Genomic DNA, 13,419 nt, shown 5'->3' on the forward strand with positions numbered 1-13,419 from the left:
CTTATTCAGAGTCGCCAGAATACCCTGTAGGAGCGAGCGGTGTGTCAGTCGAAATCAATGTTGGATGTAATGCTCCCTTCGCGAGCAGGCTCGCTCCCACAAGGTTTGCATGAACCTTGCCGCAGTTACCACGACTAGCGACGCCTGGCCTTCTAACAGTTGGATTCTACGCTAAAGAGTCCGGATCACGCCGATCAGGCCTTTTTAATGGAGAGACCCATGCCCCATCGCTTGCTTGCTGCTTTCTGCCTGCTGCTGTCATTCAACGCGGCTCATGCCGTAGAACGCTGGGAAACATTACCGGCGACCCCCGCGCCGATCACCAGTGCAAAAACCGGCCGTGCCGACGTCAACGGCATCAAGCTTTACTACTCGATCACCGGTCACGGCTCTCCTGTCGTGCTGTTGCACGGCGGTCTGGCCAACTCCGATTATTGGGGCCATCAGGTCAAGGCCCTCGCGGCGAAGCACACCGTCATCACCCTCGACAGCCGAGGCCACGGTCGCAGTTCGCGAGATGCGCGACCTTACGGTTATGACCTGATGGCAGATGACGTCATCGCGGTGCTCGATAAACTGAAGATCCAACGGGCCGACTTCGTGGGCTGGAGTGACGGCGCCATTCTTGGGCTTGATTTGGCGATGCGATATCCGCAGCGCGTTGGCAAGGTGTTCGCCTTCGCCGCCAATACTCAGACTTCGGGTGTCAAGGAAGGGGTCGAGAAGAACCCGACGTTCGCCGCCTACATCGAACGCGCCGGCAAGGAGTACACGAAGCTGTCACCTACCCCCAAAGAGTACGATGCGTTCGTCGAGCAAATCAGCCATATGTGGGCGAGCCAGCCAAACTGGACAACCGAGGACCTGGCGAAAATCAAAAGCCCGGTCTTGATCGTTGACGGCGACCATGACGAAGCCATCAAACGCGAACACACCGAATACATGGCGTCGGCCATCCCCGGTGCCGGCCTGCTGATCTTGCCCAATGTCAGCCATTTCGCCTTTATCCAGGACCCGGAATTTTTCAATGCGTCGGTGCAGAGCTTTCTGGACCAGAAATAAGGCCTGACGCCGATTTAATGTGGGGCGAGCCTGATCGCGAAAGCGGTGTGTCAGCCAGCATGTCTGTTGGATGTGCTGGCCTCTTCGCGGGCAAGCCACGCTCCCACAGTGGTTTTGTGTCGATCACAAATCCCCGGTTCAACACTGATCCCGTGTAGGAGCGAGGCTTGCCCGCGAAGACGGTGTGACATTCAGCGATGATGTTGAATGTTATGGCCCCTTCGTGAGCAAGCTCACTCCCACAGGGTTTTGTATGAACCCAGAAAACAACAAACCCGGCACATGGCCGGGTTTGTTGTTTCAGCAGGCTGCGTTATTTCACCGCGGTCTGGAGCGCGTGCTGGGCACGGCGCTTGTTCTTGATGCCGTAGCAGATCCACATGAACGCGACCCACACCGGGATCGCATACACCGAGATCTGGATCCCCGGGATCAACAGCATCACACACAGGATGAACGCCACGAACGCCAGGCAGATGTAGTTCCCGTACGGGTACCACAGGGCCTTGAACAGCGGCGTCTGGTTAGTCTTGTTCATGTGCTGGCGGAACTTGAAGTGCGAGAAGCTGATCATCGCCCAGTTGATCACCAGGGTAGCCACCACCAGCGACATCAACAGTTCCAGCGCGTTTTGCGGGATCAGGTAGTTCAGCAACACAGCGATCAACGTCACCGCGGCCGACGCCAGGATCGAACGCACCGGCACGCCGCGCTTGTCGATCTTCGCCAAAGCCTTCGGCGCATCGCCTTGCTCGGCCATGCCCAGCAGCATGCGACTGTTGCAGTAGGTGCCGCTGTTGTACACCGACAATGCCGCCGTCAGGACCACAAAGTTGAGGATGTGCGCCGCGGTGCTGCTGCCGAGCATCGAGAACACTTGCACGAACGGGCTACCGCTGTAGGAATCGCCGGAAGCGTTCAGGGTGGCCAACAGGCTGTCCCATGGTGTCAGCGACAGCAGAATGATCAGGGCGCCGATGTAGAAAATCAGGATCCGGTAGATCACCTGGTTGATGGCTTTCGGGATCACGGTTTTCGGCTTGTCGGCTTCGGCTGCGGTGAAACCGAGCATTTCCAGGCCGCCGAAGGAGAACATGATGATCGCCATCGCCATGACCAAACCACTGACACCGTTCGGGAAGAAGCCGCCGTGGGACCACAGGTTGCTCACCGAGGCTTGCGGGCCGCCGTTACCGCTGACCAGCAAATAGCTGCCCAGGGCAATCATGCCGACAATCGCCACGACCTTGATGATCGCGAACCAGAACTCGGCCTCGCCAAACACTTTGACGTTGGCCAGGTTGATCAGGTTGATCAGCACGAAGAAACCGGCAGCCGAGACCCAGGTCGGGATGTCCGGCGCCCAATAGTGGATGTACTTGCCGACCGCGGTCAGCTCCGACATGCCCACCAGAATGTACAAAATCCAGCAGTTCCAGCCCGACAGAAAACCGGCAAACCCGCCCCAGTATTTGTGCGCGAAGTGGCTGAAGGAGCCGGCCACCGGCTCTTCGACGATCATTTCGCCCAACTGGCGCATGATCATGAAGGCAATGAAGCCGCAGATAGCGTAGCCGAGGATCATCGACGGGCCGGCGGATTTCAGCACCCCGGCCGAGCCGAGGAACAACCCGGTACCGATCGCGCCACCGAGAGCGATCAGTTGAATGTGGCGATTTTTCAGGCCGCGTTTAAGCTCGCCTGAATGCGAGTTTTGTCCACTCATGAAAAGGGTCTCACGCAAGGTTTGATGATGTTCAGTAGACGTTGCTGCTCATTTGCAATTTCAAGCAGCGCCGATCAAACCCCAGCGCAAGCACCAGGAGTTCAGCGTATTTACAACGGTCATGCGTCACCTGTTTGTTTTTATCTGTGACGAAATCGAACCCGACACGCTTGTGGCGCGGCGGAATGAACAAGACGGGTAGCCTTGAAGTTTGCGCAGATGCGCAGGAGGTCACAGTTAAAACGCGGCGCATTGTACACCGCTAACCCCCTGCTGCCAGACACTGCTGGATCAGCGCGTCGGTTGCCGGGATTGCCTGTGTCCGCGTCGAGGGTCTCGGGCGGCTGCAAAAAGGAAGTCAGACCTTTGCAGGTCATCGACGCAGGGGATCAAACAATCCGCCCACGGGGAGAGATGGAGATGAGTCACGGCGTTCATTGCGCCTCCTTCTTGTTATGCACCTGCACGACAGGCATGGGGCGCATCTCACCCTTCAAACGCCGCTGAAACAAGCGCGCCAGAGCCCTGTGGGACGGCGACTGAGCGGGTTGTCGGAAGAATTTCCTTACAGCATCCGGGAAGGACTCAATCCAATGGGTTTTGCAGCCTATTTCGTCAACATTCCTTTACATCCCGTAACGCAAATTTGCCAGATCAGATCCCGCCGCAGGATGACTGCAAATTGACGGTAGGAAGCTTCCTAACGAAAAGGCCGAGTTAGTTTTTTGTTTTTAAATAAGAATTCGCTCTTTAAAAAACAGAATAAAAAGTTCAAACAAATCTAATTTAATTATTTTTTTGCATTTTAAAAATCGATGAACTAGGTTTTCAGCGACTTGCCGAGCCGCATCGACCGGCAAGTTGGCGGGTTATTCACTGATTGAAAAGCACGCCGCTGTTCTTACTCAAAAGTCATCTAGGAGATTCACAATGCAAGTAATTGAAAAAGACTTGGAAACTGAACTGCAACTGGACGATTGGTTTGAAGCGCCGACCCATGACGCCGCCGTTGAAATGATGCAAGCCGACGCGATTGTTCCGTTCGGCACAGCGATGTGGCCTCTGTAAGACATCCCGGCAGGTACGATCCGGCCGGTCGTGCCTGCCACTTTTTCTCGGTTTGTCAGGGAGGACTACATGGATAAGCAACGCGCCATTTCGCATTTCCTTTACTACCTCGAACACCACCCGGCCCTTGTCGGCATCAACCCGGCGAAGGTCTTGCTCGGCCACACCCCTGATTACGAGGCACTGACTGGCAACATCGCCGAACAGGCCGGTAACAGCCCACAACTCAGCTTCAGCGCCATGCGTCTGGACCTGGAGCCCACGGATTTGCTGGCCCAGGCGATTGCCGACAGCGATCTGTACATTTTCTTCTACGACTCTTCCACCCTGCCCAACCCTCGCCCCGACGGCCCGGAGTTTGTCCGTGCGCTGCAAGGCGTCATGGCGGAAAACTGGAAGAAGTCGCTGCTGTTCAAGGATTACGGCGATTACTTCTACGACACCTTCAGTGTCACGCCTCAGCGTATTGCCGGGCTCAATAGCCACTTGATCCAGCGCATGTCCCACGCCACAACATTAAGTTTCAAGGATGACCACGGCTCGTGGTTTGAAACACCGCTGAGCAGTATCAAGAAGTGGACAGACATCAACGGCGTCGGCAACTTTGACCTGGCGCCCGGCGAAATCGCGACCCACAGTGAGGAGATTAATGGCCGGGTGAAGTTTATGGGGACGTTCCTCAGCACGATCCCCTTCGCCCGCAAGTACGGGGTACTGGAGTCGCCGCTGGAGTTGTGGATCGAGAACTCGACTATCAGAAAAATCGCCACGGATGTGCCGGGGCTTGAGCATGACTTCAACAAATACCTGGACGCCAATCCGTCGAATCGGCGGATTGAGGAGCTGGGCATTGGCACCAACGAAGGCGTGAAGGAGCTCTATGCGCGCAACGCCGGGTTCGAGGAGCGCCATTGCGGCTTGCACCTGGGGTTGGGCGGTGGGGCCAAGGGCAGTCACCACCTGGACCTGATCTTCTCCAGTGGCGTGCTGGCGCTGGATGATGAGCCGGTGTTTGATGGGCGGTTTGTTTTTTAAACAACACCGAACCTTGATGAGAGGTTTGTTTTCCAAACAACACCGAACCCCTGTGGCGAGGGAGCTTGCTCCCGCTCGGCTGCGCAGCAGTCGCAAAACCCGCCAACGCGGTTTGCCTGACAGAACGCGCGGGATGGTTTTGGGGCCGCTGCGCGACCCAACGGGAGCAAGCTCCCTCGCCACAGGTTCATCTACATTCTGAAATCCGGCTTGGCCATACAAAAAAACGCCAACCCTAGGGTTGGCGTTTTTTACTTGCAGCTTGCAGCTTGAAACTTACCGCTGCTTCATTCCGGCTTGCGACGACCAAAGCCCGGACGCTGACCCGAACCGGCTGGCGCGCCGCGGCGCTTGCCCGATGGCGTGTCCCTGTCGACCAGAACGATACCTGGGCGTTTCTTCCCGGCAGGCTTGGCCGGACGCTTGGTGTCAGCCGGACGGTCGGCCACTGGCGTACCGCGACTCGAGTCACCTCGAGATTCACCACGACCGGCTGGAGCACCGCGATCGCTACGACCACCGGACGGAGCACCACGGCCTTCGCCACGTTCGGTGCGACCGTTAGCCGGACGTGGCGTGCGTGGACCGCGCTCGCCATCAGCGCGTGGCGCTGCTGGTTTGCGGGCTGGACGCTCGCCTTCGATTTGCGGTTCACGGGAGTCACGCGGCGTAGCAGCGGTCTGGTTACCGATGGCTGGACGCAACGAGCGCACGCGCTCGGTCTTGCCCATCGGACGCGACGATTTACGCTGCATGCGGTCGAGTTTGTCTTTGCTCTTGGCGTTCATCTGCGGCATGGCCACAGGCGTCAGGCCCACTTCAGCACTCAGAATGTCGACTTCGTACTGGCTCATTTCGCGCCAGCGACCCATCGGCAGGTCGGAGTTAAGGAACACCGGACCGAAACGCACGCGCTTCAGACGGCTGACCACCAAGCCCTGGGATTCCCACAGACGACGAACTTCGCGGTTGCGACCTTCCATCACCACGCAGTGGTACCAGTGGTTGAAACCTTCGCCACCTGGAGCCTGCTTGATGTCGGTGAACTTGGCCGGGCCGTCCTCGAGGACGACGCCTGCCTTCAGACGCTCGATCATTTCGTCGTCAACTTCGCCACGGACACGTACCGCGTATTCACGGTCCATTTCGTAGGAAGGGTGCATCAGGCGGTTAGCCAATTCACCGTCAGTGGTGAACATCAGCAGACCGGTGGTGTTGATGTCGAGACGACCGATGTTGATCCAGCGACCTTCTTTGGGGCGCGGCATCTTGTCGAAAACGGTTGGACGGCCTTCCGGATCAAGGCGGGTGCAGATTTCGCCGTCGGGCTTGTTGTACATGATCACGCGGCGTACCGACTCGGCGGCTTCTTCGCGCTTGATCACCTTGCCATCAATGGTGATGGCGTCGTGCATGTCGACGCGCTGCCCGAGGGTGGCGTCTTTGCCATTGACCTTGATGCGGCCGTGGCTGATCCAGGCTTCTACGTCACGGCGCGAGCCGACGCCGATACGGGCGAGGACTTTCTGCAGTTTTTCGCCTGCTGGGCCGATTTCGGCGTCGTCTTTCTGGTCGTTGATACTCATCTGGGCACCTCCCGGTGTGGTCTGTTCAGGCAGCTCTGAAGTGAGGGTCCTGAAGCGATGTAAAACTGGGCACTCGGGCGAAGGGATCGCCGGAGGGTCGCGAATCATACGCTCATGCAAGCGTTTGCGCATCAGAGACTAGCTGATCAATGGAGACTTACTTGCCTTTGCGCCGAACGGTGGCACCGAGCTTGATCAAACGCAGCGCCGCTTCGGCGAGTACGGTGCGTTTGTCGGTCTTGTCGAGCTTCTTCCAGGCCTTGATTTCGCGCTTGCTGCGGCCGCAGCCAAGGCAAATGTCGTCGGTGAACTTGCAGACGTTGATGCAGGGGTCTTTGGTTGAGGTCATCAAATACTCCAGTCAACACCAATCACTGTGGGAGCGAGCCTGCTCGCGATGACGGCGGCACATTCAATATCGGGGTGACTGACAGACCGCTATCGCGAGCAGGCTCACTCCCACAATCGGGATGGTGGTGAACTCATTTTCGGGAACACCAAGAATTCATTGTGGGAGCGGGCTTGCTCGCGAAGAGGGAGTGTCAGTCAACATCATGGTTGCCTGATCCGCCGCCTTCGCGAGCAAGCCCGCTCCCACAGGGGATCGCCATTGCCCACAGAATTTTGGTCAGTCTTCGAATTCGCGGCGTTCGGCTTCGATTGCTTCGGCCAGAGCTCGGGCTTCGGCTTCTTCGTCGCTGAGTTCGGGTTCGGGTTTGTGTTGTTCCAGAGCAGCGACGGCGGCCAGGAGTTTCTCGCGCGCTTCGGCAACGCCAAGCACGTCGTCCTCCAGCTCTTCTTCTAGCTCTTCTTCCTGCTCTTCTTCGACTGTGGCTTCAGGCTCAGGCTGAAGTTCAACTTCGGTTTGTGGCTCAGGCGCTGGCAGATCCAGACCTTCTTCGGTCTCAGTCACCGCCCCATCACGCAACAAATCGTCAAAGTCGGTCTTGATCCCCTCCTCCATGGTGTCCAGTTCCAGCAACAGCGTATGGAAACTGGTTTCTTCCTTGGGTTCTTCCGGCTCGGCGCTGGCATCGGCCAATTCCTGCAACCCGGCTGGCACCGGCGCGTCGTCGAAGTCGAGCACCGGGTCCGGTTCCATCTCCCGCAGCTCGGCCAGCGGTGGCAAATCGTCGAGGTTTTTCAGGTTGAAGTGGTCGAGAAACGCCTTGGTGGTGGCGAACATCGCCGGTTTGCCGGGTACGTCGCGGTAACCGACGATGCGAATCCACTCGCGCTCCAGCAAGGTCTTGACGATGTGACTGTTGACCGCCACGCCGCGCACGTCTTCGATCTCGCCCCGGGTGATCGGCTGACGATAGGCGATCAGCGCGATGGTTTCGAGCATGGCGCGGGAATAGCGTTGCGGGCGCTCTTCCCACAAGCGGCCGACCCATGGCGAGAACTTCTCGCGGATCTGTAAGCGATAGCCAGAGGCGACCTCTTTGAGCTCGAAGGCACGGCCGTCGCAGGACTTGGCGAGAATCGTCAGGGCTTTCTTGAAGACCGGCGGCTCTGGCCGTTCGCCTTCTTCGAAGAGTTCGAACAGGCGTTCAAGCGATTGCGGTTTTCCCGAGGCCAACAGAAAGGCTTCAAGCAGTGGCGCCAGCTCGCGGGGTTCAGTCAGGTTCATGGTTCAACTCGTTATTCGGCTCGGGCCCGCACGTGGATCGGCGCGTACGGCTCATTCTGTACCAGCTCGACCAAGGATTCCTTGACCAGTTCAAGGATCGCCATAAAGGTCACGACCACGCCCAGCCGCCCTTCTTCGGCGGTGAACAGCTCGACAAACGGCACGAAGCCGCCGCCCTTGAGCCGTTCCAGCACGTCGCTCATACGCTCGCGGGTGGACAGCGCCTCGCGGCTGACCTGGTGGCTTTCGAACATGTCGCCCCGGCGCAGGACCTCGGCCATGGACATCAGCAATTCCCCCAGGCTCACGTCCGGCACCAGCTTGCGCGCCCGGGCTTCTGGGGCATCCAGCTTGGGCACCACCACATCGCGACCAACCCGGCTCAAGCCGTCGATGCCTTCAGCGGCAGCCTTGAAGCGTTCGTATTCCTGCAAGCGCCGGATCAGTTCGGCCCGGGGATCGTCTTCCTCGGCTTCGATGGATTCGGCGCGCGGCAGCAGCATCCGCGACTTGATCTCGGCCAGCATCGCGGCCATCACCAGGTACTCGGCGGCGAGTTCCAGGCGCACCGACTGCATCAACTCGACATACCCCATGTATTGACGGGTGATTTCCGCCACCGGGATGTCGAGGATATTGATGTTCTGTTTGCGGATCAGGTACAGCAGCAGGTCGAGCGGGCCTTCGAACGCTTCGAGGAACACCTCGAGGGCATCCGGCGGGATGTACAGGTCCAGCGGCATTTCCATGACCGCCTGGCCATAGACCATGGCGAAGGGCAGCTCTTGCTGGGCTCCGGCCTGACTGTCGACGGGTTCTACTGCAGACATCTAGGCCTCGGCCATGAACGGCGCAGGGTCGCCGCAACCGACGCGGATCACTTGCGGCTCGCCGTCGGCAAGGTTGATCACCGTGGACGCCTTGATCCCGCCGAAACCGCCGTCGATGATCAGGTCGACCTGGTGCTCCAGCAATTGGCGCATTTCGTGAGGGTCACTCAACGGATCGGTGTCGCCGGGCATGATCAGCGTCACGCTCATCAGCGGCTCGCCGAGCTCTTCCAGCAGCGCCAGCGCAATCGGATGGCTCGGCACCCGCAGGCCGATGGTGCGCTTCTTGGCGTGCAGCAACAGGCGCGGCACTTCGCGAGTGGCGTTGAGGATAAACGTATAAGGCCCAGGTAAATGGGCCTTAAGAATACGGAACGTACCAGTGTCGATCTTGGCGAATATGCCCAACTGCGACAGGTCGCTGCAAATCAGCGCGAAGTTGTGCTTGTCGTCCAGCTGACGCAAGCGGCGTACGCGTTCCACGGCATTCTTGTCGCCGATCTGGCAACCAATGGCGTAGGACGAGTCTGTGGGATAAATCACCACCCCGCCTTTGCGGATGATCTCGACCGCCTGTTTGATCAGGCGCGCTTGCGGGTTTTCCGGATGAATCTGGAAAAATTGACTCACATTTTCTACCTGTTCAGACGGCGGCAATAATTGGGTCATGTTTGAATCGACACCAAAGCGGTGGCAGATCCTCCGGAACCGGGCGGTATTCACCGATTTCCGACCAGCCTCCAGGGCCATGAAAATCACTGCCGGCGCTGACCAGCAGACCGAACTCGCGAGCGAGAATGGCCAGACTGCCCACCTGTTCTGCGGGCTGATGACCATTGACCACTTCGATAGCGTGGCCCCCTGCTTGAATATAGTCAGAAATCAGGCGGCGACGCTTGCTGCGAGTGAAATCGTAATGCCAAGGGTGCGCCAGGCTGACCCAGGCACCCGCCGCGCGCAGGGTCGCGACGGTGTCTTCCAGGGTCGGCCAGTGTTGCTTGACGTCCCCCAGCTTGCCGGCGCCCAGCCATTTGCGGAACGCTTCGGCGCGATCCTTGACGAAACCTTCACGCACCATCCAGTCGGCAAAATGCGGACGGGCCGGCGCGTTGCCGCTGTCGCCCAGCGCCTGCTGCATCTCCCGGGCGCCTTCCATCGCACCGGGCATGCCTTTCAACGCCAGTTTGCGACTTATTTCTTCGGACCGTAGCCAACGGCCATCGTGCAATTTGGCGATCGCCTCGACCAACGGTGCGGCATTGACGTCGAAGCCGTAGCCCAGTACGTGAATGGTCGCGCCGCCCCAGGTGCAGGACAATTCGACGCCGTTGACCAGTTGCATCCCCAGCGCCGTTGCGGTGCTGCGGGCCTCGGCGAGGCCCTCAAGGGTGTCGTGATCGGTCAAGGCCAGGACTCGCACGCCTTTCTCGAACGCACGCGCAACCAGTACCGCAGGCGCCAGGGCGCCATCGGAGGCCGTGCTATGGCAGTGCAAATCAACATTCACAGGGCTTTGTAACCTCAAATCAGCTGGCGCTATCGCGCGCCAATATGTTTGTTATTATGCCGACACATCCTGCTTCTGGCTGCCACTGTGAAACAATTCATCGACTTCATCCCGCTTCTGCTGTTTTTCATCGTCTTCAAAATCGATCCACGGGTCGTCGACATCGCCGGACATGAGGTCACTGTAGGCGGTATTTACAGTGCCACCGCGATGCTGATCATCAGCTCCCTGGTGGTTTACGGCACGCTCTTCATCAAGCAGCGCAAGCTGGAGAAGAGCCAGTGGCTGACGCTCATAGCCTGCCTGGTCTTCGGTAGCCTGACCCTGGCGTTCCACAGCGAAACCTTCCTGAAATGGAAAGCCCCGGTGGTCAACTGGCTGTTCGCCCTGGCTTTCATTGGCAGCCACTTCATCGGCGACCAACTGCTGATCAAACGCATCATGGGCCACGCGCTGACTCTGCCGGACGCGGTCTGGACCCGTCTGAACATCGCCTGGATCGGCTTTTTCCTGTTCTGCGGTGCCGCCAACCTGTTCGTCGCGTTCACGTTCCAGAACTACTGGGTCGACTTCAAGGTCTTCGGCAGCCTGGGCATGACGCTGCTGTTCCTGGTCGCGCAGGGCATTTACCTGTCCCGCCACCTGCATGACGCCGATACCACAACACCAAAAACCGAGGACTGACATGCTTTACGCCATCGTTGCTACAGACGTCGCCAACTCCCTGGAAGCCCGCCTCGCTGCACGCCCGGCACACCTTGAGCGCCTGCAAGTGCTTAAAGGCGAAGGCCGCATCGTGCTGGCTGGCCCTAACCCTGCCGTCGACAGCAATGATCCGGGCGCTGCGGGTTTCACCGGCAGCCTGATCGTCGCCGAATTCGATTCCCTGAGCGCCGCGCAAGCCTGGGCCGATGCCGACCCGTACATCGCCGCAGGCGTCTACGCCAACGTTTCCGTGAAGCCGTTCAAGCAAGTCCTGCCTTAAAAGCCTCCCTCGCGATGAACCTTATCGGTTCATCGCGCTCTCAATCGCTCATTATTCTCGTTTGCCTGCCGACAACTTGCCCAATAACTCGATTGGAATCAGGAGTCGTGATGCGCAAGGGTCCGTTGTGTCTGATGTTGGTGACGTTGTCGATCGTGGCCCCCGTGCACGGTGAAGAAGCTGCCAATGGTGGCAACTCCACGCCGTTGTCCTTAAGCGCCGGTAGCCAGATCACCGAATTGCAGCAGCGTTTGAAAGCAAGCGAGCAGCAGCGAGAAGAACTGAGCAAACAACTGCAAAATGCCGATAGCGAGCGTGAAAGCGCCCAGTTGAGCCGGTTGCGCCAAGAGAACCAGCGTTTGAAGCTGCAACTCAAGGAAGCCCAGGCCAGCGGTCCGCTGCCGCGTCTGCTGACCGACCAGCAGCAATGGTTCGTCACCGGGGCCGGGGTAGCGCTATTGGCTCTGCTCTGCGGTATCTTTGCCAGTGGGGCAAGTCGAAAACGTCGGCAATGGCTAAATTGAGTGAGTCATGAGCGAGCTGTTATTAATTGATGATGATCAGGAGCTGTGCGAGCTCCTGAGCAGTTGGTTGAGTCAGGAAGGTTTCGTGGTCCGTGCCTGTCACGATGGCCAGAGTGCCCGCCGTGCGCTGGCTGAATTCTCCCCGGCGGCCGTGGTGCTGGACGTGATGCTGCCTGACGGCAGCGGCCTGGAACTGCTCAAGCAGTTGCGCAGCGACCACCCGGATTTGCCGGTGCTGATGCTCTCGGCCCGCGGCGAACCGCTGGACCGCATCCTCGGCCTCGAACTGGGTGCCGACGATTACCTGGCCAAGCCCTGCGACCCACGGGAACTGACAGCCCGGCTGCGCGCGGTATTGCGCCGCAGTCATCCGGCGGCAGTGTCCAGCCAGCTCGAACTGGGCGACCTGTGTTTCAGCCCGCAACGCGGCGTGGTCAGCATCGATGAACAGGAATTCACCCTTACCGTCTCCGAAAGTCGCCTGCTCGAAGCCCTGATCAAGCAACCTGGCGAACCCCTGGATAAACAGGAACTGGCGCAAATCGCCCTCGGTCGCAAGCTGACCCTGTACGACCGCAGCCTGGACATGCACGTCAGCAACCTGCGCAAAAAGATCGGCCCACACCCCGACGGTCGCCCGCGCATCGTGGCCCTGCGTAGCCGCGGTTATTACTACAGCCTCTAATTGCAACGCGATCCTCCTACGCAGACCGCGCACAGTCGTGTCGGCATCGTGTGATGGTCGGCGGGTGTGGCAGATTTGTCAGGTTCGCTGAAAATCGTCTTTACCCAAGCTTTACGCTCCGCTGACCGCCGCTGACCTTGATCTCCGTAATCTGAACTCATCCGGAACGTACCGGGAACGAGACAAGGAGATTCACCATGCGCAAGACTCTTATCGCTCTGATGTTCGCTGCCGCTCTGCCGACCGTTGCCATGGCCATGCCTGAAGGTACCGGCCCGATGGGTGGGCCGATGGACGGCTCGCACCATGGCGGTCAGATGCACGGCATGCACGGCAAAGGTCCGTACAGCCAACTGGACCTGAGCCGCGAACAGCGTGAGCAGATCCGCAAAATCATTGGCGAGCAAATGCACGGTCGTAAGCAACTGGTCGAGAAATACCTGGAGAAACTCTCCCCGGCTGACCAGAAAGCCATGAAAGATGAAATGACTGCCAAACATCAGAAAGCCGAAGCCGATGTGCGCGCCATTCTGAAACCGGATCAACAGAAGAAATTCGACGAGATCCAGAAAAAACAGGCAGAGCGTCGTGCCGAGTGGGCCGAATTCAAGGCCTGGAAAGCGCAACAGCCACAAAAAGCGCAATAATGCGCTAACTCCAGACCCAACAGCTCAACACTGTTGGGTCTTATGTTACTCAGTTTAAATGTGGGAGCGGGCTTGCTCGCGAAGGCGGTGTATCAGGCAAAGCATTTGTCGACTGATACACCGCCTTCGCG

General features: G+C 58.7%; 15 protein-coding genes. 8 read left to right on the top strand and 7 right to left on the bottom strand.

Features of this window, described 5'->3' with window-relative positions; genetic code table 11:
- The first annotated feature begins 219 nt into the window (after positions 1-219).
- Positions 220-1,062, top strand: coding sequence for an alpha/beta fold hydrolase (locus AC1MEW_RS29195; protein WP_201255430.1), 843 nt, complete (start codon positions 220-222; stop codon positions 1,060-1,062).
- A 313-nt stretch (positions 1,063-1,375) separates the two neighbouring features.
- On the opposite strand, the gene AC1MEW_RS29200 is transcribed toward AC1MEW_RS29195, so the two are convergent.
- Entirely contained in the window at positions 1,376-2,788 is a 1,413-nt protein-coding gene (locus tag AC1MEW_RS29200) for an amino acid permease (protein WP_201255429.1), read from the bottom strand.
- A gap of 930 nt (positions 2,789-3,718) precedes the next feature.
- Here AC1MEW_RS29200 and AC1MEW_RS29205 point away from each other — a divergent pair.
- Both AC1MEW_RS29205 and AC1MEW_RS29210 read left to right on the top strand, forming a co-directional pair.
- The gene (locus tag AC1MEW_RS29205; protein WP_201201684.1) at positions 3,719-3,856 is read left to right on the top strand and encodes a hypothetical protein; all 138 of its coding nucleotides are present in this window, start codon (positions 3,719-3,721) and stop codon (positions 3,854-3,856) included.
- 69 nt (positions 3,857-3,925) lie between these two features.
- Positions 3,926-4,891 (top strand): M29 family metallopeptidase, encoded by a 966-nt coding sequence (locus AC1MEW_RS29210; protein WP_480424516.1) that lies wholly within the window; start codon positions 3,926-3,928, stop codon positions 4,889-4,891.
- Positions 4,892-5,178: 287 nt separating this feature from the next.
- Here AC1MEW_RS29210 and rluB read toward each other — a convergent pair whose 3' ends face one another.
- The 6 genes from rluB to AC1MEW_RS29240 all read right to left on the bottom strand — a co-directional run bounded on the left by rluB (position 5,179) and on the right by AC1MEW_RS29240 (position 10,447).
- Positions 5,179-6,477: a 23S rRNA pseudouridine(2605) synthase RluB gene (rluB, locus tag AC1MEW_RS29215; protein ID WP_201255427.1), complete on the bottom strand. Its 1,299-nt coding sequence runs from the start codon at positions 6,475-6,477 to the stop codon at positions 5,179-5,181.
- Between the two features lie 157 nt (positions 6,478-6,634).
- Positions 6,635-6,826, bottom strand: coding sequence for a DUF1289 domain-containing protein (locus AC1MEW_RS29220; RefSeq protein ID WP_322267727.1), 192 nt, complete (start codon positions 6,824-6,826; stop codon positions 6,635-6,637).
- 279 nt (positions 6,827-7,105) lie between these two features.
- Complete coding sequence (scpB, locus tag AC1MEW_RS29225) at positions 7,106-8,110, bottom strand: SMC-Scp complex subunit ScpB (protein ID WP_480424519.1); 1,005 nt, start codon at positions 8,108-8,110, stop codon at positions 7,106-7,108.
- 11 nt (positions 8,111-8,121) lie between these two features.
- Positions 8,122-8,880, bottom strand: a complete 759-nt coding sequence (locus AC1MEW_RS29230) for a segregation and condensation protein A (protein ID WP_201205169.1) — start codon at positions 8,878-8,880, stop codon at positions 8,122-8,124.
- 60 nt (positions 8,881-8,940) lie between these two features.
- Positions 8,941-9,570, bottom strand: a complete 630-nt coding sequence (locus AC1MEW_RS29235) for an L-threonylcarbamoyladenylate synthase (RefSeq protein ID WP_201201672.1) — start codon at positions 9,568-9,570, stop codon at positions 8,941-8,943.
- A 13-nt stretch (positions 9,571-9,583) separates the two neighbouring features.
- The gene (locus AC1MEW_RS29240) at positions 9,584-10,447 is read right to left on the bottom strand and encodes a PHP domain-containing protein (protein ID WP_480424520.1); all 864 of its coding nucleotides are present in this window, start codon (positions 10,445-10,447) and stop codon (positions 9,584-9,586) included.
- 87 nt (positions 10,448-10,534) lie between these two features.
- Here AC1MEW_RS29240 and AC1MEW_RS29245 point away from each other — a divergent pair, with 87 nt between their 5' ends.
- The 5 genes from AC1MEW_RS29245 (at position 10,535) to AC1MEW_RS29265 (ending at position 13,288) form a co-directional block, all read left to right on the top strand.
- Complete coding sequence (locus tag AC1MEW_RS29245; protein ID WP_123509093.1) at positions 10,535-11,131, top strand: septation protein A; 597 nt, start codon at positions 10,535-10,537, stop codon at positions 11,129-11,131.
- 1 nt (position 11,132) lies between these two features.
- Positions 11,133-11,432, top strand: coding sequence for a YciI family protein (locus tag AC1MEW_RS29250; protein ID WP_084320523.1), 300 nt, complete (start codon positions 11,133-11,135; stop codon positions 11,430-11,432).
- Positions 11,433-11,542: 110 nt separating this feature from the next.
- Positions 11,543-11,956 (top strand): SH3 domain-containing protein, encoded by a 414-nt coding sequence (locus AC1MEW_RS29255; RefSeq protein WP_201201663.1) that lies wholly within the window; start codon positions 11,543-11,545, stop codon positions 11,954-11,956.
- A 7-nt stretch (positions 11,957-11,963) separates the two neighbouring features.
- Positions 11,964-12,641: a response regulator transcription factor gene (locus tag AC1MEW_RS29260; RefSeq protein WP_201201661.1), complete on the top strand. Its 678-nt coding sequence runs from the start codon at positions 11,964-11,966 to the stop codon at positions 12,639-12,641.
- 197 nt (positions 12,642-12,838) lie between these two features.
- Positions 12,839-13,288, top strand: coding sequence for a Spy/CpxP family protein refolding chaperone (locus AC1MEW_RS29265; RefSeq protein ID WP_201201659.1), 450 nt, complete (start codon positions 12,839-12,841; stop codon positions 13,286-13,288).
- Positions 13,289-13,419: the final 131 nt, after the last annotated feature.

Source organism: Pseudomonas sp. ASL4 (assembly GCF_056680395.1).

Bases quoted from the DNA above. Each gene is read 5' to 3' on its own strand.
- AC1MEW_RS29195 (WP_201255430.1), top strand. From the start codon at position 220: ATGCCCCATCGCTTGCTTGCTGCTTTCTGCCTGCTGCTGTCATTCAAC.
- AC1MEW_RS29200 (WP_201255429.1), bottom strand. From the start codon at position 2,788: ATGAGTGGACAAAACTCGCATTCAGGCGAGCTTAAACGCGGCCTGAAA.
- AC1MEW_RS29205 (WP_201201684.1), top strand. From the start codon at position 3,719: ATGCAAGTAATTGAAAAAGACTTGGAAACTGAACTGCAACTGGACGAT.
- AC1MEW_RS29210 (WP_480424516.1), top strand. From the start codon at position 3,926: ATGGATAAGCAACGCGCCATTTCGCATTTCCTTTACTACCTCGAACAC.
- rluB (WP_201255427.1), bottom strand. From the start codon at position 6,477: ATGAGTATCAACGACCAGAAAGACGACGCCGAAATCGGCCCAGCAGGC.
- AC1MEW_RS29220 (WP_322267727.1), bottom strand. From the start codon at position 6,826: ATGACCTCAACCAAAGACCCCTGCATCAACGTCTGCAAGTTCACCGAC.
- scpB (WP_480424519.1), bottom strand. From the start codon at position 8,110: ATGAACCTGACTGAACCCCGCGAGCTGGCGCCACTGCTTGAAGCCTTT.
- AC1MEW_RS29230 (WP_201205169.1), bottom strand. From the start codon at position 8,880: ATGGTCTATGGCCAGGCGGTCATGGAAATGCCGCTGGACCTGTACATC.
- AC1MEW_RS29250 (WP_084320523.1), top strand. From the start codon at position 11,133: ATGCTTTACGCCATCGTTGCTACAGACGTCGCCAACTCCCTGGAAGCC.
- AC1MEW_RS29255 (WP_201201663.1), top strand. From the start codon at position 11,543: ATGCGCAAGGGTCCGTTGTGTCTGATGTTGGTGACGTTGTCGATCGTG.
- AC1MEW_RS29260 (WP_201201661.1), top strand. From the start codon at position 11,964: ATGAGCGAGCTGTTATTAATTGATGATGATCAGGAGCTGTGCGAGCTC.
- AC1MEW_RS29265 (WP_201201659.1), top strand. From the start codon at position 12,839: ATGCGCAAGACTCTTATCGCTCTGATGTTCGCTGCCGCTCTGCCGACC.